The 22920-nt window shown below is 44.3% G+C and carries 22 protein-coding genes and 1 tRNA gene; 17 read left to right on the top strand and 6 right to left on the bottom strand.

What is annotated here, in order from left to right; genetic code table 11:
• Positions 1-395: 395 nt before the first annotated feature.
• Positions 396-992, bottom strand: coding sequence for an ATP-dependent Clp endopeptidase proteolytic subunit ClpP (gene clpP, locus CSV69_RS14095; RefSeq protein WP_085426964.1), 597 nt, complete (start codon positions 990-992; stop codon positions 396-398).
• 230 nt (positions 993-1222) lie between these two features.
• Here clpP and CSV69_RS14090 point away from each other — a divergent pair.
• From CSV69_RS14090 to ehuA, 5 genes are all read left to right on the top strand, one after another.
• A tRNA-Arg gene (locus CSV69_RS14090) sits at positions 1223-1294 on the top strand.
• Positions 1295-1750: 456 nt separating this feature from the next.
• Positions 1751-2638 carry an ectoine/hydroxyectoine ABC transporter substrate-binding protein EhuB gene (gene ehuB / locus CSV69_RS14085; protein WP_099693728.1) on the top strand — a complete coding sequence of 296 codons (888 nt, stop codon included), beginning with the start codon at positions 1751-1753 and terminating at the stop codon, positions 2636-2638.
• Between the two features lie 93 nt (positions 2639-2731).
• Positions 2732-3391 (top strand): ectoine/hydroxyectoine ABC transporter permease subunit EhuC, encoded by a 660-nt coding sequence (gene ehuC / locus CSV69_RS14080; protein ID WP_099693727.1) that lies wholly within the window; start codon positions 2732-2734, stop codon positions 3389-3391.
• On the top strand, positions 3391-4074 hold the full coding sequence (gene ehuD / locus CSV69_RS14075; protein WP_085426961.1) for an ectoine/hydroxyectoine ABC transporter permease subunit EhuD: 684 nt from the start codon (positions 3391-3393) through the stop codon (positions 4072-4074). Before ehuC ends, ehuD begins: the two co-directional genes overlap by 1 nt.
• Before the next feature lie 26 nt (positions 4075-4100).
• Positions 4101-4877: an ectoine/hydroxyectoine ABC transporter ATP-binding protein EhuA gene (gene ehuA, locus CSV69_RS14070; protein ID WP_099693726.1), complete on the top strand. Its 777-nt coding sequence runs from the start codon at positions 4101-4103 to the stop codon at positions 4875-4877.
• Positions 4878-5030: 153 nt separating this feature from the next.
• On the opposite strand, the gene CSV69_RS14065 is transcribed toward ehuA, so the two are convergent.
• The 5 genes from CSV69_RS14065 to CSV69_RS14045 all read right to left on the bottom strand — a co-directional run bounded on the left by CSV69_RS14065 (position 5031) and on the right by CSV69_RS14045 (position 9401).
• Positions 5031-6323: an arsenic transporter gene (locus tag CSV69_RS14065; protein WP_099693725.1), complete on the bottom strand. Its 1293-nt coding sequence runs from the start codon at positions 6321-6323 to the stop codon at positions 5031-5033.
• On the bottom strand, positions 6314-6625 hold the full coding sequence (locus tag CSV69_RS14060; protein WP_099693724.1) for an ArsR/SmtB family transcription factor: 312 nt from the start codon (positions 6623-6625) through the stop codon (positions 6314-6316). Before CSV69_RS14060 ends, CSV69_RS14065 begins: the two co-directional genes overlap by 10 nt.
• 133 nt (positions 6626-6758) lie before the next feature.
• Positions 6759-7730 carry a metal ABC transporter solute-binding protein, Zn/Mn family gene (locus CSV69_RS14055; protein WP_099693723.1) on the bottom strand — a complete coding sequence of 324 codons (972 nt, stop codon included), beginning with the start codon at positions 7728-7730 and terminating at the stop codon, positions 6759-6761.
• A gap of 61 nt (positions 7731-7791) precedes the next feature.
• On the bottom strand, positions 7792-8661 hold the full coding sequence (locus tag CSV69_RS14050; protein ID WP_099625579.1) for a metal ABC transporter permease: 870 nt from the start codon (positions 8659-8661) through the stop codon (positions 7792-7794).
• Positions 8661-9401, bottom strand: a complete 741-nt coding sequence (locus CSV69_RS14045) for a metal ABC transporter ATP-binding protein (protein ID WP_099625580.1) — start codon at positions 9399-9401, stop codon at positions 8661-8663. The genes CSV69_RS14050 and CSV69_RS14045 overlap by 1 nt, the downstream gene beginning before the upstream one ends.
• Positions 9402-9806: 405 nt before the next feature.
• Between CSV69_RS14045 and CSV69_RS14040 the strand changes: the two genes are divergently transcribed.
• The 12 genes from CSV69_RS14040 to rnr all read left to right on the top strand — a co-directional run bounded on the left by CSV69_RS14040 (position 9807) and on the right by rnr (position 22880).
• Complete coding sequence (locus tag CSV69_RS14040; RefSeq protein WP_085426954.1) at positions 9807-10385, top strand: LemA family protein; 579 nt, start codon at positions 9807-9809, stop codon at positions 10383-10385.
• Positions 10382-11191: a TPM domain-containing protein gene (locus CSV69_RS17380; RefSeq protein ID WP_099693722.1), complete on the top strand. Its 810-nt coding sequence runs from the start codon at positions 10382-10384 to the stop codon at positions 11189-11191. Before CSV69_RS14040 ends, CSV69_RS17380 begins: the two co-directional genes overlap by 4 nt.
• 624 nt (positions 11192-11815) lie before the next feature.
• A complete protein-coding gene (locus tag CSV69_RS14030; protein WP_085426952.1) occupies positions 11816-12049 on the top strand; it encodes a glutaredoxin family protein in 234 nt (77 codons plus the stop codon).
• Between the two features lie 126 nt (positions 12050-12175).
• Entirely contained in the window at positions 12176-13201 is a 1026-nt protein-coding gene (locus tag CSV69_RS14025; RefSeq protein WP_099693721.1) for a sugar-binding transcriptional regulator, read from the top strand.
• A 61-nt stretch (positions 13202-13262) separates the two neighbouring features.
• Positions 13263-14270 carry a type I glyceraldehyde-3-phosphate dehydrogenase gene (gene gap / locus CSV69_RS14020; RefSeq protein WP_099625585.1) on the top strand — a complete coding sequence of 336 codons (1008 nt, stop codon included), beginning with the start codon at positions 13263-13265 and terminating at the stop codon, positions 14268-14270.
• A 132-nt stretch (positions 14271-14402) separates the two neighbouring features.
• On the top strand, positions 14403-15590 hold the full coding sequence (locus CSV69_RS14015) for a phosphoglycerate kinase (protein ID WP_099693720.1): 1188 nt from the start codon (positions 14403-14405) through the stop codon (positions 15588-15590).
• 12 nt (positions 15591-15602) lie between these two features.
• On the top strand, positions 15603-16367 hold the full coding sequence (gene tpiA, locus CSV69_RS14010; RefSeq protein ID WP_099625587.1) for a triose-phosphate isomerase: 765 nt from the start codon (positions 15603-15605) through the stop codon (positions 16365-16367).
• Positions 16357-17883, top strand: a complete 1527-nt coding sequence (gene gpmI, locus CSV69_RS14005; RefSeq protein ID WP_099693719.1) for a 2,3-bisphosphoglycerate-independent phosphoglycerate mutase — start codon at positions 16357-16359, stop codon at positions 17881-17883. Before tpiA ends, gpmI begins: the two co-directional genes overlap by 11 nt.
• Positions 17884-17895: 12 nt before the next feature.
• Positions 17896-19191 (top strand): phosphopyruvate hydratase, encoded by a 1296-nt coding sequence (eno, locus tag CSV69_RS14000; protein WP_085426946.1) that lies wholly within the window; start codon positions 17896-17898, stop codon positions 19189-19191.
• 111 nt (positions 19192-19302) lie between these two features.
• A complete protein-coding gene (gene secG / locus CSV69_RS13995) occupies positions 19303-19530 on the top strand; it encodes a preprotein translocase subunit SecG (protein WP_029054061.1) in 228 nt (75 codons plus the stop codon).
• A 60-nt stretch (positions 19531-19590) separates the two neighbouring features.
• Positions 19591-20337 carry an alpha/beta hydrolase gene (locus CSV69_RS13990; RefSeq protein ID WP_099693718.1) on the top strand — a complete coding sequence of 249 codons (747 nt, stop codon included), beginning with the start codon at positions 19591-19593 and terminating at the stop codon, positions 20335-20337.
• A gap of 197 nt (positions 20338-20534) precedes the next feature.
• Positions 20535-22880 carry a ribonuclease R gene (rnr, locus tag CSV69_RS13985; RefSeq protein ID WP_233192402.1) on the top strand — a complete coding sequence of 782 codons (2346 nt, stop codon included), beginning with the start codon at positions 20535-20537 and terminating at the stop codon, positions 22878-22880.
• Positions 22881-22920 lie beyond the last annotated feature (40 nt).

Below are 22920 nucleotides of genomic sequence, written 5' to 3'. Positions count from 1 at the left end.
GCATGTCAAAATGATGGTTGATAGACATAAAAAGAACTCCTTTCAAAAAAGATGGTATGTATCTTTACCATCTTTTTAAGAAAAGTACACCTATTTCTTAAGTTGACAGCTATGATGGCTTGAGCCTCCTCGTCCGCTTCGCTACCTGCGGGGTCTCAAGGCTCATGCTATTCCCGCGGGAGTCGCCGCCTTCCACTACGACCAACTGGTGTCTCTTTTTGGAGTTAGAACGCTGATACATTTGTGTTGTGAAGATTAAACCAAAATCAAAACCAAAATAAACCCAAACCCGAACTCAAACTCAAACTCAAACTCAAACTCAAACTCATATAAAAACACAAAATAAAAAGGTTGTCGCGGAAGGCCTTTTGGCTTTCTGCGACAACCTGTAGTTGTTATTTCTTTTCGATTTCGTTGCGTTCTAGAACGTGGTCGATTAGGCCGTATTCTTTTGCGCGTTCGGCAGTCATGAAGTTATCGCGGTCTGTGTCTTTTGCGATGACATCGATTGGCTGGCCAGTGCGATCTGCTAGGATTTGGTTTAGTTTTTCACGTAGGTGCAAGATGCGTTTTGCGGCAATTTCGATTTCAGTTGCCTGACCTTGTGCGCCACCTAGTGGTTGGTGAATCATGACTTCTGCGTTTGGCAATGCGTAGCGTTTGCCTTCTGTACCGGCTGTTAGCAAGAATGCACCCATTGATGCTGCCATGCCTACACAGATTGTGCGGATGTCTGGTTTGATGTATTGCATAGTATCGTAGATCGCCATACCTGCTGTAATGCTTCCACCTGGGCTGTTAATGTAGATCGAGATGTCTTTTTCTGGATCTTCAGCTTCTAGGAAGAGCAATTGTGCAACGATAGAGTTGGCTACGTTGTCGTCAATGCCGCTACCCAACATGATAATACGGTCTTTCAATAGACGAGAGTAAATGTCGTACGCTCTCTCACCACGGTTTGTTTGTTCAATAACTGTAGGAATTAGATTCAATTAGACTTCCTCCTTTAATTACTTCATAATATTCGTTCGGTTGAAATCAGTTTGTATTTCAACTATAACTGTATTTTACCTATTAAGGTCAACAAAGGTCAAATCATTTGCCTTAAAAATACACATTGCTTTTCATTATATTCTAAGATACAATGGAAGATGTCTCTTACAGAAGAAAAGTTCTTTCTGTAGTGGAGTTATCATAGCTAAAGCTTGATCATACATGTTTCGTCCTCGTGGTGCAATGGATAGCACGTGAGCCTCCGAAGCTCAAAATGTGGGTTCGACTCCCGCCGAGGGCATCATAGTAAAGCGTTTGAACAGTTCGCATGTTGCGATTATGTTCAAACGCTTTTTTGTGTTGAGTTTCTATTACTCACGACTTACTATTCTACATTTTCCCCAGATAGACCTTCTTTTAAACTTCATTATTTACAAATAGCCTTATTCAAAAATGATTTATAATGATTTACTTGATTTAATTAATAAGGCAATTCTTTTACATGAAAAAAGAACAACGAATGAATATTCATTTAAAAGATAGGAAACCTGTCTTTCCACCTAGAAAAAAATATATTTTTCCGCTAAATACAACAAAATTTAATGCGTGCAAACGCTATCACGACAAGCTTCGTTAGTTTATTCCATTTATATACAGATAATCAAATTGTCAAAAGAGGTTTGAACTTATTATTTTACTATGGTAATCTAGCAACTAACTTATTATTAGTTTGATGAAAAAATCAAGGAGGAGAATTATGAAGAAATCGGCGATAGGTGTTTTGGCGGTGATGCTGCTTGTGTTACTAGCGGCTTGTGGGAATGGGGATTCAGATTCATCTGGCAGTAAAGATGGTAGCAAATTAGATAATTTAAAAGAAAAGGGCGTTGTCAAAGTCGGCTTTGCCAATGAGAAACCGTATGCGTATGAAGAAGACGGAGAATTGCAAGGTGCAGCGGTCGCTATTGCCAAAGCGGTCTTTGAAAACTTGGGTGTGGCCGAGGTAGATGGTCAACTGTCTGATTTCGGTCAATTAATCCCAGGCTTGGGCGCAGGAAAATATGATGTCATCACGGCGGGTATGGCTATTACGCCGGACCGTTGTTCAAGTGTTTCATTTGGAGAGCCGGAAATTAAATATGGTGAAGGCTTGATCGTTGAGACAGGAAATCCTATGAACTTAAAGAGTTATAAAGATATCGCAGCCAACCCAGACGTCAAAGTGGCAGTGATGAGTGGCGCAACAGAGAAGGACTTCATGATTCGTGAAGGGATTGCTGAAGACCAGATCATGATGGTTCCTGATATTCCTGCATCTTTCTCAGCAGTAGAATCAGGGCGTGCAGCAGTGACAACAGGTACAGAAATGACGATCAAAATGGCTCTTGAATCTGCGAACAATGAAAAACTTGAATTTGTTACAGATTTCGAACAGCCAGACATTGAAGGAGTACCAAGCTTTGGTGCCGCAGCATTCTCAAATGATGATGATGAATTACGTGAAGCATATAACGAAGAATTACAGAAATTGAAGGATAATGGCGAAATCGCAGCGTTGATTGAACCATTTGGCTTCACTGAAGAAATGAATATAGTAGAAGACGACATTACGACGGAAAGTGTATGTAACGGCGATAACTACTAAATGTACAACCGGGTCATGCCCAACAGCGGCATGACCTTTTTAATTTGAGAAACGAAATACTAGTTATAAAAACAACTATAATGGAGTGGTTTTGTGAGTTCCTTACCCGATATTTTTTCCACTGTTGTACAAGGGTTAGGCATTACGCTGCAAGTGCTAGTTCTATCGATTATCTGTGCGAGTATCATCGCATTCGTCGCGGGCTTGTCACGTGTCAATACGAATCTCCTTATTAAAGGGTTCACTGGTTTCTACGTGGAGATTTTCCGTGGCACGTCATTGATCGTACAGCTGTTTTGGTTCTCTTATGCGTTACCCGGTTTATTCAATATTCACCTAGGTAGCGATATATGGGTAGCCGTGCTAGCAATATCCTTAAACTATGGAGCGTACATGTCTGAAATTGTACGAGGGTCTATTCAAGCCGTAGCTGCTGGGCAGACAGAAGCTTCTATTGCGTTGAACCTATCGAAGTTTCAACGCATGCGTCATATTATTCTTCCGCAAGCCCTACGCATGATGCTACCTGAATACGGAAATTATTTAATTCAAATTTTAAAAGCAACATCTTTGGTTTCGTTGATCGGTTTAACTGATTTGCTATATTACGGGAATATTTACCGAAGCACGCACTTGTCGGAATCTCCGATGGTCTACGTACTTTTACTCGTCATGTACTTTATTATTGCGTTGCCAATGATTTTCTTCACTAGAAAGATGGAGAGCGTATCGAAGAAAGGAGTGGCTAGCTGATGACTTGGAGTTGGGATGTATTCTTTTCCGTTATTCCACTGATATTTAAAGGGTTATGGATTACAGTCGGTTTGACGCTTGCTTGCTACTTATTCGCTGCGGTCTTTGGTTTCGTATGGGTATTCATTAGTCGATTACCTTGGCGACCTGTGCGTTGGTTGTTCGGTTGGATTGCGGAATTTATCCGTTCGACACCGCCACTCGTACAACTATTCTTCATCTACTATGCATGGCCGATGATGCCGGTTGTAGGCGTCTCGCTCAATCCATTTGTAGCCGCAATTTTAGGTCTCGGTATTCATTTCAGTACGTATATGTCTGAAGTGTATCGTTCAGGTATTGAGTCCGTCGATAAAGGGCAGTGGGAAGCTTCGACTGCACTCAATCTATCGACGCGTCAAAAGTGGACAAAAATTATTTTACCGCAAGCGATTCCACCGACTATACCGATGCTCGGAAATTACTTGATTATCATGTTCAAAGAAGTACCACTAGCTTCAACAATTGGTGTAGTGGCGATGTTACATATCGCGAACGACTACGGAGCGCAGTACTACAAATACGTTGAGCCATTAACTGTAGTGGCGTTGTTCTTCCTATTAGTGAGCTACCCATCTGCATTATTGATCAATAAATTAGAGAAGAAATACAATCGTCGGTTCGATAAGAAGACGTTAGCGTAATGAATGAAGATGAAGGAGAGGATTAGATCGTGGAACCGATCGTACAATATAAAGACGTGCATAAATCATTCGGAGAGACGAAAGTGTTAAAAGGTATCGACTTGGATATCAAACCTTCCGAAAAAGTCGCGCTCATCGGGCCAAGTGGTTCTGGTAAAACGACGATCATTCGTCTGTTGATGACACTTGAAGAACCTACCTCAGGCGTCATTGAAGTGAATGGCCAAAACTTGTGGATGATGCAGAAAAAAGGCGAGTGGGTGACAGCGGATGAAAAACATCTACGTTCCATTCGTGGGGATATCGGGATGGTGTTCCAGCATTTTAACCTATTTCCGCATATGACCATTCTCGACAACTGCATGCTGGCACCTGTACTTGTTAAGAACGAAAGCAAGGCAGAAGTGAAGGCGACGGCAGTGGAGATGCTGGAGAAAGTGGGTCTTGGTGACAAGATTGAACTGTTCCCATCGCAGCTGTCAGGCGGTCAGAAACAGCGTGTCGCAATGGCGCGAGCGCTAATGATGCGTCCACAAGTAATGTTGTTTGACGAAGTAACATCTGCACTAGATCCAGAGCTCGTCGGCGAGGTGCTTGAGGTGATTCGTGATCTTGCGAAAGAAGGCGAGATGGCGATGATTCTCGTGACACATGAAATGGATTTCGCACTCGACATTGCAGACCGTGTAGTATTTTTGAATGAAGGTGTGATCGAGGAAGAAGGGTCGCCGACCGAGATTTTACTGAATCCTGAAAGCGAGCGACTGCAAGACTTCTTGGGACGCTTTACGAATAATCGATAATAACAAAAAGGATGTCCCAAGTTGTTTGGGACATCCTTTTCTACGTAGATCAATGTATTTAAGTAGTGTTTCCGAAGCGCAAATCCCTACCCCAACACCCTGCCAGCTACTATCTGTTAACTCATTTCAATTTTAACCGTACTCTCACTACCTTCAAGAAACCGTCAGCCACCACCATAACCCAGTCAACGTGATCAACAGCGTAGGCACGGTCAGAACTACTCCTACTTTGAAGAAATAGCCCCATGAAATACGTACGCCCTTTAGGGATAGCACGTGCAGCCAAAGCAGTGTTGCAAGTGAGCCGATGGGTGTCATTTTGGGACCGAGGTCTGATCCAATAACGTTTGCGTAGATCAATGCCTCGCGCACATCCGGTGGAACCGCGGCGTCTTGAATGGCCAATGCGTCAATCATAACGGTCGGCATATTATTCATAACCGACGACAGAATTGCGGCAATGAAGCCCATGCCGATCGTGGCGGCGTACAAACCATGACCAGCCGTCCACTCAATCAATCCTGTCAATACAGACGTCAGTCCTACGTTGCGCAGACCGTAGACGACTACGTACATTCCAATTGAGAAGAACACGACTGCCCAAGGTGCGCCTTTGATTACGGTTTTGGTTTCTACTGCATCGCTCGTTCTCGCGATCAATAAGAATACAATCGCAATCGAACCGGCAATGAAGGAGACAGGTAATCCAATTGATTCGCTGATGAAGTAGCCTACGAGTAGGGTGCCGAGTACGACAAATGAAATCCGGAACATCTTGTGATCTCGAATGGCGCTAGCGGGTGTACGTAGCAACTTTTCATCAAAACGTTTTGGAATGGATTTCCGGAAATAGATAAACAGCACGAGAATGCTTGCGCCTAGACTGAAGAAGTTCGGAATGATCATCCGGCTTGCGTATTCGGCAAAACCGATACCGAAGAAGTCGGCGGAGACGATGTTTACGAGATTGCTGACAACGAGAGGCAACGACGTGGTGTCCGCAATGAATCCCGATGCCATGACAAAGGGGAGAATCATCTTCTCTTTGAAATCAAGCGCACGCACCATCGCAAGAACAATAGGCGTTAGGATCAAAGCTGCGCCATCATTCGCAAATAAAGCCGATACACCGGCGCCGAGTAGGATGACTAGCAAGAACATCCTGACGCCACTTCCTTTGGCAAAACGCGCCATATGTAAAGCGGACCATTCGAAAAATCCGATTTCATCCAAAATCAATGAAATAATAATTAAAGCGACAAATGTTAATGTAGCATTCCAAACAATCGCTGTTACGTCGATTACGTCAGTGAAACTGACGACGCCAGCCAGTAGCGCAAGAAGTGCACCGGCAATTGCGGACCAGCCGATGGATAAGTTTCGTGGTTGCCAAATGACGAAAATGAGCGTGAGTAGAAAAATCGAACTCGCTACTATTATTTGCATCGACTCTCCTCCTGTCGATCAATAGAAGGAACCGGTAATAACTTCAATAATTTGAGCAGTAAAGAATAGTGGGGATGGCTCGTATTGAGTGACCAGTATACCCAACGTCCGCGCCGTTCATCGCATACGATTTCGTCAGTTTTTAGTCTGCGCATATGTTGACTGACTGCGGGCTGCGAAATATCGAGTAAAGGCAGTATATCACAAATACATAAAGGTCCGCTTTCTACTGCTTTCAATAACTGTAAACGGGATTGGTCCCCGATAGTTTTTAAATACCTTTCCATTTGTTCGGGATTCATAAAATTCTCCTTTATTCTTTAGTACAACTATCATATAAGCACGGACTTATATATACAATACTTTTTATAAACAAAAAAGGAAGCCACAGGGGAGTGTGACTTCCTTTTTGTATTAGGTCGGTTGACCGTGAGTTTATCGTTCTTTGCTCAACTCGTCATGAATTAGATCCATATTATACGTTAAATATTTTACATACGTATCGACTTCGTCACCAGGGTTACCAATTTCGTCAGAGTAGATCGGCTTTTCAGCAATAGGTACGCCGGTCTCTTCGGAAACAGTTTCCATTGGACGAGTATCCACGTTGGATTCTACGAATAACACAGGAACTTTGTGATCTTTAATATACTGAACAAGTTCTTTGATTTGTTTAGGAGAACCGTTCTCTTCCGTATCGATTTCCCAAATGAATGCTTCTTTCAAACCGTAGTGGTCGTTCAAGTATTGGAATGCACGTTCACTTGTTATAAGCACGCGATTTTCTTCAGGCACTGTAGAAATGCGCTCTGCAAATTCGTCGTCAAGCTCTTGTAGACGTTGAACGTACTCGTCTCCTTGCTCTTGAATTTTTTCGCTATGTGTTGGGTGTTTTTCAATCAATGCATCACGTATAGCTTCTGCCATTTTCACTCCAACAGCAGGATCAATGAACGCGTGTGGGTTGATTTCTTCTTCACGCCCATCATCGCCACCAAGATACTTAGGCTCAACATTTTCAGTCAAGCTGTAGATGTTTTCGTCTTTCTGTCCAACGGAATCCATCATCTTGAAGAACCAACCTTTTTCTCCGCCTTCAAGGTTTAAGCCGTTGTAGAATAAAACGTCCGCATCTGTTGCGGCTTTAATATCATTTGGCAATGGTTCATATTCGTGGGGATCCGTTCCAGTGGGTACTAGGTTATAAACCTCCACATAGTCTCCGCCAATTTCACGTGCCATATCTGCAATGATAGTAAACGATGTAACGACTTTCAACTTGTCACCCGTTTCCGCTGCTTTGTCGCCGTCTTCTGCGCCTTGCTTGCCTTTATCGTCATTGCCGCACGCTGCTAACATAAATACAGCGAGCAATGACAATGTCAGCCACTTTGCTAAGTTCTTCATGTAATCATTTCTACTCCTTTATGGATAATAAATTTATATTTCCGCCGCAGCGGTTGAATCTTTAATTTGTAGCATTTGTAATCGCTTTGCGTTTCGCTCTTGAACGGATCTTGCTGACGATAATCCCTTGCTTAGGGGAGAATAGGAATGCCAGTATGAATATTCCTGTCGCCGCTAACGCGATAACCGGTCCTGACGGCATATTGTATAAGAAACTGAAGTACAGACCAATAATAGAAGATACTGCACCGAAGAATGCTGCGAGTACGACCATGATCGATAGGCGATTCGTTAACAGATACGCTGTGGAAGCGGGCGTAATCAACAATGAAACGACCAAAATCACGCCAACTGTCTGTAAAGAAGCGACTGTAACCAATGTCAGTAAAAACATAATTGTATAATGGATAAGCTGCGTTTTTAAACCGTATGCTGCAGCCATCGTTTCATCAAAACTGGAAACGAGTAGTTCTTTAAAGAACAACACAACGACTAGAATAACGACAGATCCGATAATCAATGTCAGCCACATATCCGATGTGCGGACAGACAAGACGTTACCGAATAAAATTTGCGTCAAATCGGTCGCACTTTTTGCCCGAGTAATTAAGATAATCCCGAGTGCGAAAAATGCGGAGAAGACAATTCCGATCGACGAGTCATTTTTAATTCGACTATTTTGAGAAATGGCTCCAATACCGAATGCGGTCAGAACGCCCGTCAACACGGCACCGTAGAAATAGTTGATACCGAGCATATAGGAAATGGCAATTCCCGGTAGAACCGCGTGGGAAATCGCATCCCCCATTAGTGCCATCCCGCGAAGAACGATAAAACTACCGATGACGCCGCAGATGACGCCGACCATAACGGAAGTGATCAACGCTTTTTGCAAGAAACTATAGGTCATTAAATCTTGAATAAACTCCATTACATAGTAACCTCCAAGCCGTCGATCATAAATTCACGATTGTATGCTTTCGTCATATTGCCTGACTGGAAGACTTTACTAGTAGGGCCTGCATCAATTAACTCTTTATTGATCAGAATCAACTCGTCAAAATAACTTTTTACTTTTGATAAATCATGGTGAACAACGAAAATCACTTTACCGGCTGCTTGCAATTCGCGTAAGATCCCGATAATGATTTCTTCACTGGATACGTCAATTCCGACGAATGGTTCATCGAGGAAGAAATAATCTGCTTTTTGAGCGAGCGCACGTGCAAGGAACACACGCTGTTGCTGTCCGCCTGAAAGTTCACCAATCTGACGGTTTGCGAAGCTTTCCATGCCGACTTGCTTCAAACATTCCATAGCGAATTCTTTATCCGCTTTACGAGGACGTCTAAGTATACCGGTTCTTGGGTAGGTACCCAGTAAGACCGTGTCTTTTACGATGATCGGAAAGTTCCAGTCGATATTGGAACGCTGTGGAACATAAGCAATTTGTTTACGCATGGAATTCACAGTCTGGCTACCGATTTTCACGTCTCCATGATCTTTGTGGATCAAGCCGAGCATCGCTTTCAGTAACGTGGATTTACCCGCGCCGTTTGGTCCAAGCACACCAATCAAACTGCCAGCTCCAAATGAAAAAGATACATCCTTTACGACTTCATTGCCGTCATATGAAACACTAATATGTTTAACTGTTATCGGTTCGATCATACTGTATCCTCCTTCTTTCCCTCGTGCAACTTTTACGTAAAAAATAAAGCACCATTATATATGACTTGAGTAGAATTGTAGTTAATTTATTTATTAATATAAAGCAATAGTTTCCTTCACGCAACTCTAATGCATGATTAGGACTATATTGTTTCCCTTGTGCAACTTTAATAGTATAACTTACTAAAAATAATCTGTAAAGAGCTAATTGAAAATAAATTCCAAGCCGTATCAATGATTGTAGTGAGAAACGAATCATATTTAAAGTAGTCTATGCTTATAAATGAAAGTGAAACTAGACATACACCCAACTACTACCAGTTAATTAATTTCAACTGTAAGTTTGGGGAGTGAAAGAATAAGGGTAAGGATATACTAAAGAGATGAGGAAAGGAGTAGTGATCTATGAAGAAATTAGCTGGTCCGCTTATAGCCATTATAGTACTAGTTGTCATAGCTGCGATCATGATCGTACCTTCGTACAATAAGTTAGTGAACTTAGAAGAAGACGTAGATCAATCATATGCACAAATCGAAACGCAACTACAACGAAGAGTAGATTTAATCCCGAATTTGGTCAATACGGTAAAAGGATATGCCTCACATGAAAAAGAGGTGCTCGAAAACATTGCCAACGCACGTAGTAAAATGGCCGGAGCACAAGGTCCTGAAGAACAAGCAGCAGCAGATTCAGAACTATCGAGTGCATTGAGTCGTTTACTAGTCGTAGTAGAGAACTATCCAGATTTAAAAGCGAATCAAAACTTCCAGCAGTTAATGGATGAATTAGCCGGTACGGAAAACAGAATCGCCGTTGCACGTAAAGATTATAACGACGTCGTTTCAGTCTTCAATAGAACAGTAAAACGTTTCCCAGGCAAGATTGTCGCTTCCATCTTCGGATTCGATGAAAAAGAATACTTCAAAGCGGTCGAAGGGGCGCAACAACCGCCATCAGTCGATTTTGGGGATGACAAGAAGTGATCAACCGTTTCTGCATGTTCCTCGTAGCCATACTAGTTGCCCTTACTAGTACTACGACAGCCCATGCGATTACGGATGTGGTGGTAGATGATGCAAATATTTTATCACCTGAACAAGAATCAGAAATAGAGCAATACGGTATAAGATTACAAGCAGCGACAAAAGCTGAACTTGCGGTACGTACAGTATATTCACTTGAAGGCGAGCCTGTAGAGGATTATGCATTACGGACATTTCGTGAATTGAAATTAGGCGATAGCAAGCTAGAAAACGGTGCGTTGCTAGTCGTTTCTACTGAGAAAGACGAAGCGCAAGGAATAGACCGTGAATTTTATTTGCTCACTGGCTACGGTCTAGAAGGAGCACTGCCTGACGGTAAAGTAGGACGTTTCATTGATGAACTGGCCATGCCATATTTACGAAATGAACAACCAGACCTCGCGATTATGGAAGCGTATAAAGCGTTCTACAATGAAATCGCAGCAGAATATGGTTTGAATGGCGACGACTTACCCGTCACGTATCTTGAAGGTGGAAGTGACGACGGAGATGTCGGAATGCCGAACTTCTTCATCATTGTCATCGTCCTCTACATTCTCTTCCGACTCTTCTTCGGAGGCGGAGGAAGAGGTGGCAGAGGAGGCGGCGGTCCACGCGGTCGATCTAGCGGCGGCCCAATATTCTTCCCAGGTTCCGGTGGCGGCTTCGGTGGAGGATTCGGAGGCGGAAACAGCGGCGGTGGAGGCTTTGGTGGCTTCGGCGGCGGTGGTTCCAGTGGCGGAGGCGGCGCCGGCAGAAGCTGGTAAGCCTTTAAAAGTGACGATAACTCGTTTGACGAGTTGTCGTCACTTTTTTGATTGTGGAGGAGTTTCGCTAAGCCCGCGGCATGACAATCCGTTCTCCACGAATTCTATGTGCCGCGCCATCTATCTTTCCGCACTTGACGTGGTCGCCACGCTGACACTGCTGGTTGCTCTGGCTGCTCGAGGCTCAATGAATCGTGTTAACCGCTCTATGCATCCCCGCGAACGCTCTATCGACGAAGTTATCCGCTCTATCGCACCGCGTATCCGATCATAGCCACACGCTATCCGCTCTATCGGGCCACGCAACCGCTCTAAGCCCGCGGCACGACATTCGGATCTCCCACGAATACTATGTGCCGCGCCATCTCTCTTTCCGCACTTGATCTGATCGCTCGTTGCTCGCGGCTCAATGAATCGCGTTGACCGCTCTATGCCTTCCCGTGAACGCTCTATCGACGAAGTTATCCGCTCTATCACATCACGTATCCGATCATAGCCACACGCTATCCGCTCTATCCAGCCACGCAACCGCTCACACCCCACACCCCACACCCCAAAAAAGCAATTCACTAGAAATCCGCCCCAATCCATGCCATCATAATAAAAAACGAGGTGAACCCTGACATGCACATTACATTCTACACAAGACCCAATTGCGAGCTGTGCGAGGAAGCGGAGCGCATGCTTAAATTAGTGGCGGAAGATCATCCGCTCGAGTGGGAGACCATTAATATAGAAGAAGATGACGAAATCCATGAAAAATACATGCTGATGATCCCGGTTATTGAACACGAAGGACGTGTGCGAACCTACGGGAATATAGGCTATATCGACGTTTTGGAATTAATTGACGAGTGAAAACGCTTTCTAATTGTGTTTTGATTTTCAAGATGCTATACTACGTGTATAGTATTTTTTTACACTAGGTGGGACAGTAATAATATCAAGGGATCAAAAACAGCCCACTTGAAAAGAGTGATGTGAGTGAACTTATCATTTTTGGAAGCGCAACTCGCACTTGTACCAGAACTTCCGCTATTGATTGAACAACGTTTTCACATGTTGAAACTGATTAAAGCGTCGGGTCCTGTCGGCAGAAGAACACTTAGTTCTGTGTCCGGTTATTCCGAAAGGGAAACACGGACGATGCTCGATTTATTGAAAGAGCAGGGATTGGTGAATATTGCCAAAGAAGGTGTTTCGACTACGGAAAAAGGTATAGAAGTACTCTTTGCGCTGCATGATACGATGGAAGAAAGGTCCGGTAGACGTCAACTTGCGAATGAATTGGCAGAGCGTCTGGGCATTCTGAAAGTACATGTAGTAGAAGGAGATTCTGATGATTCACCTTTGACGAAAAAGTTGCTTGGCATGCAAGCGGCAAAACAGTTTCGTTCCCGTATTAAAGGAAATGAAATCGTTGCAGTGACAGGCGGTAGTACAGTAGCCGCGATTCCATCGTTTATGCAGCAAGATGAACTGCCCAATGTGCAATTTATCGCAGCAAGAGGTGGCGTAGGGGAAGAAATTGGATTACAAGCGAATATGATTGCAGCTTCGTTTGCAGAAAGTTGTCATGCGACATACAAAGCATTTTATTATCCAGACACATTAAGTGAAGAAGCGCATGCGGTATTTCAGCATGAACCAGCAGCAAAAGAAATGCTCGAGTTATATAGCCAGACGGATTGCGTCATCCACGGTGTCGGCAATGCGGCGAAAATGGCAGTATTACGAAACTCTCCTGAAGACGAACAGCAGATTCTACTGGATCGGCAAGCAAAGGGAGAAGCATTCGGCTTTTATTTCAACCAGCAAGGTGAAATTGTCCATCGAATCCGCACAGTCGGAATTCAAATGGAACATCTGCAAGACATACCGCACGTGTTCACAGTAGCCGGCGGAGCAAGCAAAGCGGAAGCACTGCTGTCGTACTTAGCAAGTGCACCGTCTCAGACTATTTTAGTAACAGACGAAGGCGCAGCGGAACATATGCTGTCGCTTATGTAAAGCGTAGATATTATGCCTAAAAGGCGAAAACATAACAACCATTTTACGGAGGCGATTTAAGATGACAGTAAAATTAGCGATTAATGGATTTGGACGTATTGGACGATTGGTACTTCGAGAAGCATTTGCATCAGAAGATATGGAAGTAGTAGCGATCAATGACTTAACAGATGCAGCGATGTTGGCGCATTTATTGAAATATGACTCTGTGCACGGTGTCTTTGACGCAGACGTGCAATCGGACGAATCATCAATCAATGTCAATGGCAAGAAGATCAGCGTGTTTGCAGAAAAAGACCCTGCGAACCTACCTTGGAAAGACCTTGGCGTAGATATCGTTGTCGACTGTACAGGTGTATTCCGTTCGAAAGAAGGACTACAAAAGCACATCGATGCAGGCGCGAAAAAAGTCATCTTGTCCGCACCAGCTAAAGGTGAAATGACAACACTTGTAATGGGTGTCAATGAAGAAACGTACGATGCAGCGAGCGACAACATCGTATCGAACGCATCATGTACGACAAACTGTTTAGCACCTGTCGTTAAAGTATTGAACGATTCATTCGGTGTTAAACGCGGAATGATGACAACGATTCACTCGTACACGAATGACCAAAAGATTCTTGATCTTCCACACGAAGACTACCGACGTGCGCGTGCGGCAGGCGTGTCGATGATCCCGACTTCAACGGGTGCGGCTTCTGCTGTAACAAAAGTAATTCCTGAATTAAAAGGCAAATTAGACGGAATGGCAGTGCGTGTACCGACTCCAAACGTTTCACTTGTGGACTTTGTGTCGGAATTAGAGAAAGAGGTAACTGTTGAAGACGTGAACGCTGCATTGAAGGAAGCTTCAGAAGGCGATTTAAAAGGACTTCTATTCTTCAGTGAGTTACCACTCGTATCTGTTGATTACAACGGCAATACAGCTTCTTCTACAGTAGATGGTTTGTCTACAATGGTAATGGAAGGCAATATGGTCAAAGTTATTTCTTGGTACGATAATGAGTCTGGTTACTCTGCTCGTTGTATCGATTTGGCACGTTATATGAACGAACAAGGACTATAAAAAGCGAAAACCATCAATTCTGTTATAAATCATAGCCATTCTACAGGTAACCGATTATAATGAATAAATATGGGTCAGAGGAACGGTGAACCCGTTCCTCTTTTTGTATTTAAGCCAAGGAGGACTTACTTTATGAAGACGAAAAAGACGATTAAAGATATTAAATTGAATGGCCAACGCGTATTTTGCCGCGTGGATTTCAACGTACCGATGGAAAATGGAATGGTAACGGATGATACACGCATCAGAGCAGCTGTTCCTACAATTGAATATATGACGAACGAAGGAGCAAAGGTTATTTTAGCCAGCCACCTGGGACGTCCCAAAGGTGAAGTAAATGAAGAGATGCGTTTGACACCTACTGGCGATAAATTGTCTGAGCTTCTTGGCAAAACAGTGAAAAAGCTAGATTCATCAATCGGTGAAGAAGTAGAAAAAGCGATCGCTGAAATGAAAGACGGCGACGTGATCTTGCTTGAAAACGTTCGCTTCAATCCAGGCGAGGAGAAGAATGATGCAGATCTGTCCAAGCAATATGCGAGTCTGGCAGACGTCTTTGTCAATGATGCATTTGGAACAGCACACCGTGCACACGCTTCTACTGCTGGAATTGCGGAGTACATACCCGGTGTTCTTGGCTTCTTGCTAGAAAAAGAATTGGATGTCCTCGGAAAAGCATTGTCTCATCCGGAGCGTCCGTTCACAGCGATCATTGGCGGCGCGAAAGTGAAAGATAAGATTGGCGTCATTGATAATTTATTGGATAAAGTCGATAACTTGTTGATCGGTGGCGGACTGTCGTATACCTTCACACGTGCACAAGGTCATGAAACTGGAGATTCATTGGTAGAAGAGGATAAAGTAGAACTAGCTAAGTCGTTCATTGAAAAGGCGAAGCAAAAAGCAGTGAATCTGTACTTGCCGACAGATGCAGTCGTAGCGAATAAATTTGCAGCGGATGCAGAGACGAAAATGGTTTCTGTAGAAGACATTACAGAAGGCTGGATGGGTCTAGATATCGGACCGGAAACAGCAGAGCGTTACAAGCAAGTCATCAAAGACTCGAAGTTCGTCATCTGGAACGGGCCGATGGGTGTGTTCGAAATGGAACCATTCGCAAACGGTACGAAAACAGTAGCGGACGCTATGGCAGAAACATCTGCTTATACAGTAATTGGTGGGGGAGACTCTGCAGCAGCTGTTGAAAAGTTTGAAGTAGCAGACCAAATGGATCACGTATCTACTGGTGGCGGTGCTTCACTCGAGTTCATGGAAGGCAAAGAATTGCCAGGAGTAGCTGTATTAGAAGATCAAGAATAAGGAGGGTTTCTTTTGAGAAAACGAATAATTGCGGGCAACTGGAAAATGTTTAAACTTTCTAACGAAGCTGCAGATTTTGCGGAACAGATCAAAGAACAACTCAAGCCATCCGATCACGTCGAGGCGGTCATTTGTCCACCGGCGTTGTATTTGAACGATTTACTCCAACGTTTTGAAACGACTGCGATCAAAGTAGGTGCTCAAACGATGCATGATACGGTCGAAGGCGCATTCACTGGGGAAATCAGTCCTGCGATGCTTGAAAACGTAGGCGTAGACTATGTCATTCTTGGACATTCGGAACGTCGTCAGTATTTCAATGAAACAGACGAAAGCGTCAATAAAAAAGTACTGGCAGCATTCGATCATCACTTAGTACCAATTGTTTGTGTAGGCGAAACATTGGAAGAGCGCGATGCACATGAAACGGTTTCGATCGTATCAGCGCAAGTCGAAAAAGCATTTAGTGGTGTGACGGCGGATCAAGCGAAGCAAGCAGTCATTGCGTATGAACCGATTTGGGCGATTGGCACTGGCAAAACAGCAACAGCTGACGATGCCAATGAAGTATGTGCAGCGATTCGTCATAAAGTCGAAACACTGTACGCAAAAGACGTGTCAGAGGCAATTCGCATTCAATACGGAGGCAGTGTAAAACCAGAAAACATTGCAGAATTACTGAGCAAAGACAATATTGACGGCGCATTGGTTGGGGGAGCAAGTCTTGATCCGGCAGCATTCGTCAAATTGGTGGAGGCTGGAACTCATGTCGAATAAACCGGTCGCATTAATCATACTGGACGGGTTTGGCTTACGAGATGAAACATACGGTAACGCAGTTGCACACTCCAAGATTCCGAACTTTGATTTGCTGTGGGAGAACTACCCGCATGCAACATTGACGGCTTGCGGAGAAGCAGTAGGGTTACCAGAAGGACAAATGGGGAACTCTGAAGTCGGGCACTTGAATATCGGTGCCGGTCGTATCGTCTATCAAAGTTTAACGCGTATTAATAAGTCGATTCGTGAAGGCGAGTTTTTCGACAATGCGACGTTGCTTGAGACGATGGAGCATGTGAAAACGAAAGGCTCTGCACTTCACGTCATGGGCTTGCTGTCTGACGGCGGTGTTCACAGTCACTATGAGCATTTATTCGCTTTATTGAAAATGGCGAAAGAACACGGCGTAGAGCGCGTCTACTTGCATGCATTCCTTGACGGACGTGATGTGGGACCGACGACGGCACTTCCATATATCAAGCGTACAGAAGATGTTATGGAAGAAGTCGGAGTCGGACAGATTTCGACCGTATCGGGAAGATATTTTGCAATGGACCGCGATAAACGCTGGGAACGTGTACAAAAGACGTATGACGCGATGGTCTACGGGATCGGACCACATTGTGAATCGGCAGAAGAAGGAGTCAGAGCTTCTTATGCCGAAGAAATACATGATGAGTTTGTTGAGCCGTTTGTTATTCAACAAGATGGCAAACCGGTGGCGACGATTGAAAACGGAGATGCAGTCATTTTCTTCAATTTCCGTCCAGACCGTGCCATCCAAATGTCACGCGCGTTAACGCAACCGGGCTTTGATGGTTTCAACAGAGGCGTCAAAAAGTTTACGGACTTACATTTTGTCGGCTTTACGCATTATAATGATGATGTAGTAGCAGATATTGTATTCCACAATGTCAATTTAACGAAAACAATCGGTGAAGTGCTAGAAGACCAAGGCAAGCGTCAATTGCGCATTGCGGAAACAGAAAAGTATCCACATGTGACGTTCTTTATGAGTGGCGGACGCGAAGAGACGTTTGAAGGGGAAACCCGAATTCTGATCAATTCGCCAAAAGTTGCGACGTATGATTTGAAACCTGAAATGAGCGCATACGAAGTAACGGACGCACTCGTAGCAGAAATCGAAGCGGAACGACAAGACGCGATTATCTTGAACTTCGCGAACCCGGATATGGTCGGCCACAGCGGAATGCTAGGGCCAACTGTTAAAGCGATTGAAACGGTCGATGAATGTCTCGGCCGAATCATTGATGCCTTGTCTGCAAAAGGCGGATCTGCTATCATCACAGCGGATCACGGCAATGCGGACGAAGTCACTACAATGGGTGGACAACCGATGACAGCGCACACGACCAATCCTGTGCCGGTTATTGTCACGAATCCAGATGTGGTGCTGCGTACAGACGGTATTCTTGCAGACTTGGCACCGACAATGTTAAAAATGTTAGGAATTCCACAACCGGTTGAAATGACCGGAAAATCATTATTCTAAGGAGAGATCTTCATGCCAATCATTACTCACATTCAAGCTAGAGAAGTACTAGATTCACGAGGCAATCCAACTGTAGAAGTAGAAGTATTCACAGAAAGCGGTGCCTTCGGACGTGCGATCGTACCATCGGGTGCATCGACTGGAGAGCATGAAGCAGTAGAACTACGTGACGGCGATGACAATCGTTACAACGGTAAAGGTGTACTGAAGGCAGTAGATCACGTCAATGAAGTCATCTCTTCAGAACTGGAAGAAAATTATTCTGTTTTGGATCAAGTAGTCATCGATAGAGCATTACTCGATCTAGACGGTACAGATAATAAAGGCAAACTGGGCGCAAACGCTATTCTTGGTGTATCGATGGCCGTTGCACATGCAGCAGCAGATTACCTAGACGTTCCGTTATACCAATACCTAGGTGGATTCAACGCGAAGCAATTACCGGTACCGATGATGAATATCTTAAATGGCGGAGAGCACGCAGATAACAACGTCGACATCCAGGAATTCATGATCATGCCAGTGGGTGCGGAATCATTCCGTCATGCACTACGCATGGGCGCTGAAATCTTCCACAGCCTAAAATCTGTTCTACATGAAAAAGGCTTGAGCACTTCAGTTGGAGACGAAGGCGGATTTGCTCCGAACTTGGCTTCTAACGAAGAAGCATTATCAACGATCATTGTAGCAATCGAAAAAGCAGGCTATAAAGCAGGCGAAGATATCGTGCTCGCAATGGACGTAGCATCTTCCGAGTTCTTCGATAAAGAACAAAACAACTACTACCTTGCAGGTGAAGATATCCGTAAAACATCTGAAGAGATGGTTACGTGGTATGAAGAGCTTTGCGAAAAATATCCAATCGTATCTATTGAAGACGGCTTGGATGAAAACGACTGGGATGGCCACAAGCTATTGACAGATCGTCTTGGCGATAAAGTGCAATTAGTAGGTGACGATCTATTCGTTACAAATACGGAGAAGTTGTCACGCGGAATCAAAGAAGGAATCGGTAACTCGATCCTCATCAAAGTGAACCAGATCGGTACATTGACAGAAACATTCGATGCGATTGAAATGGCGAAACGCGCAGGCTATACAGCTGTTATCTCTCACCGTTCAGGTGAAACAGAAGACGTAACGATCGCAGATATCGCAGTCGCTACAAACGCTGGCCAAATCAAAACGGGTGCACCTTCTCGTTCGGATCGGGTAGCGAAGTACAACCAATTGCTTCGTATCGAAGATCAGTTATTCGAAACAGCGCAGTACTTGGGTAAAGACACATTCTATAATTTAAACAAATAATAGCATTCGTTACAGGTCACTCGGCATAATTCGCAACAAAAGGTTGTGTCGAGAGACTTGCTTTGGTAGAATAGAAATGTTGTAACTTGCTATTTTTGGAGGTGGAAAAACATGCATGCCGTTTTCACAGCATCGCTGATAGTCGTAGCTATAGCATTAATAGTAGTCGTTTTATTGCAATCCGGTAAGAGTGCGGGACTGTCAGGAGCCATCTCCGGAGGGGCAGAGCAACTTTTCGGTAAACAAAAAGCACGTGGATTGGATCTCGTTCTACAAAGAGCGACAATCGTCTTATCTGTCTTATTTTTTGTCCTAACCATTGCGATTATGAAAATATAAATGGAAGCGCCTGACCATGTTTGAACGGTCAGGCGCTTTTCGTAGAAAGGAACGAAAGACATGCGAATTGCTCAACCGAAGCCATTCTTTTTTGAACATGGAAAACGTGCGGTATTACTGTTGCATGGTTTCACAGGAACATCGGCGGACGTGCGGATGCTCGGACGCTTCCTTGAAAAACATAATTACACGTCACTGGCACCACATTACCGTGGACATGGTGTGCCACCTGAAGAATTGATCAAGACAAATCCTGACCAGTGGTGGGAAGATGTCTTGGATGCATATAATCAACTAAAAGAGGCAGGATATGAAGAGATTGCGGTGGCGGGATTATCGCTCGGTGGTGTATTTTCATTGAGACTCGCAACACAATTTCCGCTAAAAGGCATCGTCACGATGTGTGCACCGATGTCGATGAAAACAACCGATCTCATGTGGTCAGGCGTACTGAAATACGCCCGCGACTACAAAAAGTTCGCAGGCTTATCCGATGAACAAATCAAAGAGGAAATGAACGACTTGAAAACCAAGTCCATGCCAGGTCTCGACGGCTTGCAATCGATGGTCCAAAGCGTACGAAACAAAGTCGACTGCATCTACACACCATTACTCGTCGTCCAATCACGTCACGACAGCGTGATCGATCCGAACTCTGCACAAATCATCTATGACGAAGCAGAATCGACAGACAAAGAACTACAATGGTACGAAGAATCCGGACACGTCATAACACTCGGTCCAGAAAAAGCACAACTTCACGAAAATATACTAAAATTCTTAGAATCCCTTGATTGGCAAGAGTGAAAACAGGGGAAGATATAACTAAAGAAGTTGAACTTCAGTCCTTGCTAGAAATTACCTTCTAAAAGGACACTCAGTTGATTGTAGTGGAAAGCGTCCGCCTGGAACGGAAATCAACGTGTATACCAACTTACTTTACAGAAACAAAAGGAGGAGATGATTGTTTGGAACCAAATATAAAAGAGTTACAAGAACGGGTTATGTCTTTACTAAAAGAAAAATCCTACATGCCGTCTACAGTCCACGAAATCGAAGAAGCACTCGGATTGACAGAGGCAGACGAATTTAAAGATCTAGTAAAAATGCTCGTACAACTCGAGCAAAGCGGAAAAATCGTTCGTTCACGCAACAACCGATACGGCTTGCCTGAACAAATGAACCTCATCCGCGGGAAATTCATCGGTCACGCAAAAGGCTTCGGCTTCGTCGTACCAGAAGAAGTAGAGGGCGATGACGTCTTCATCCCACCTCATGAAATCAACAGCGCCATGAACGGCGATATCGTCTTAGTACGCGTATCCGGCAGCTCATTCGGTGATCGTCGCGAAGGGGTCATTACGAAAGTTGTCGAACGCAAAACGTCACAACTTGTCGGAACATATCAAGCACACGAAGGATACGGCTTCGTCTTACCCGATGATAAAAAATTACCGATGGATTTATATATCGAAAAAGGTCATTCACTCGAAGCAGTAGACGGTCAGAAAGTCATTGCGGAAATTACGAACTGGCCAACTGATGAAAACAATGCAACGGGCATGATCACAAAAATTCTCGGACATAAAAATGATCCGGGTGTAGACATCCTATCGATCATCCACAAGCACGGCATTGCAGTCGATTTCCCTGAAGACGTCATGGAACACGCGACAAGCGTACCGACGACAGTTCAGCCAGAAGACTTCGAAGGCCGTAGAGACTTACGCAAAGAACTGACGATGACCATTGACGGTGCCGATGCAAAAGACTTGGATGATGCGATTTCGGTCTTCAAAGAAGACAACGGATCCTATCGTCTATTTGTGCATATTTCAGACGTCAGTTACTACGTCACGGAAAACTCGCCTATGGACGTAGAAGCTGCAGACCGTGGTACGAGTGTCTATCTAACCGACCGCGTCATTCCAATGTTACCGCATCGCTTGTCGAACGGAATCTGTTCATTGAATGCAGGGGAAGATCGTTTGACTCTCACTTGCGAAATGAAAGTCGATGCAAATGGTAAAGTGATTGATCATGAGATTTATCCAAGTGTCATTAATTCAAGCTACCGTATGACGTATGATGAAGTGTACCAAATTATCGAACATCAAGATGAAGAATTATCGAAGAAGTACGAAGAAATCGTGCCGATGTTAAACGATATGGCGAAACTGGCTGGGAACTTCCGTCAGAAGCGTAAAGATCGTGGCGCCATTGACTTCGACTTCAAAGAATCCAAAATTCTTGTAGATGAAGAAGGCTGGCCGAAAGATATCGTCATTATAGAGCGTACAGTATCTGAACGTCTAATCGAGGAATTCATGCTAGCTGCCAATGAGACAGTTGCAGAGCACTTCGACAAGATGAAAGTACCGTTCCTCTACCGAATCCACGAAGATCCTAAAGAAGAGAAACTACAACGCTTCTTCGAGTTCTTAACGACATTCGGAATCGTTGTGAAGGGATCAGGTAAAAAAGTCGATTCCAGCGCATTGCAAGACATCATTGCGGAGATCGAAGGAATGCCAGAACAATCGCTGATCTCGACGATGCTATTGCGTTCAATGCAACAAGCGAAATATTTCGAAGACAGCATCGGACACTTCGGTTTGTCAACGGACTACTACACACACTTCACCGCACCGATCAGAAGATATCCAGACTTGATCGTTCATCGTCTAATCCGTACGTATTTATTCAATAAAGACGTATCGGCACAAACGGTTGCACACTGGTCTGCGACGCTACCTGAAATTGCGAAACACACGTCAGAACGTGAACGCCGTGCAGTCGATGCAGAGCGTGATACGAACGCACTGAAGAAAGCGCAGTTTATGTTGGATAAAATCGGGGAAGAGTTTGAAGGCGTTATTTCTTCTGTTACGAACTTCGGGATCTTTGTCGAGCTTGAGAATACAGTAGAAGGACTTGTCCATGTCAAGAACATGAACGACGACTATTACCGCTTCGACGATCGCCAAATGATGATGATCGGAGAACGTACAGCGAAACAATACCGTATCGGAGACGAAGTGAAAGTACGTGTGACTTCTGTTAAGCCAGAAGAACAATCAGTGGACTTCGAAATCGTCGGAATGAAAGAAAGCTTTAGAGGCTCTCGTAAAGAAACGCCGAAAGTCATTCAGTCTGGCAGAGGCAAGAGCCGAGGCCAAGGCGCAGGACGTGGAAGAAGCAAAGGGCAAGGTGCTGATTCTACTAAACCTCGTGCAGGTGGCGGAGCGAAGAGCGACGGCGACAAGCGCAATAAAAAGCACGAGAAGCCAAAGCGTAAGTTTTATGAAGGTATGCCAAAGAAATCTAAGAAACGACCGAAGAAAAAATAAGACTGGAGCGCGTCTCCGGTCTTCTGTCAGGGAGGAAGTT

Origin of the sequence: Sporosarcina sp. P26b (genome assembly GCF_002743245.1) — a bacterium.
In the GTDB taxonomy this organism is placed as follows: domain Bacteria; phylum Bacillota; class Bacilli; order Bacillales_A; family Planococcaceae; genus Sporosarcina; species Sporosarcina ureae_C.
This window is presented reverse-complemented; position numbering and strand designations above follow the sequence as displayed.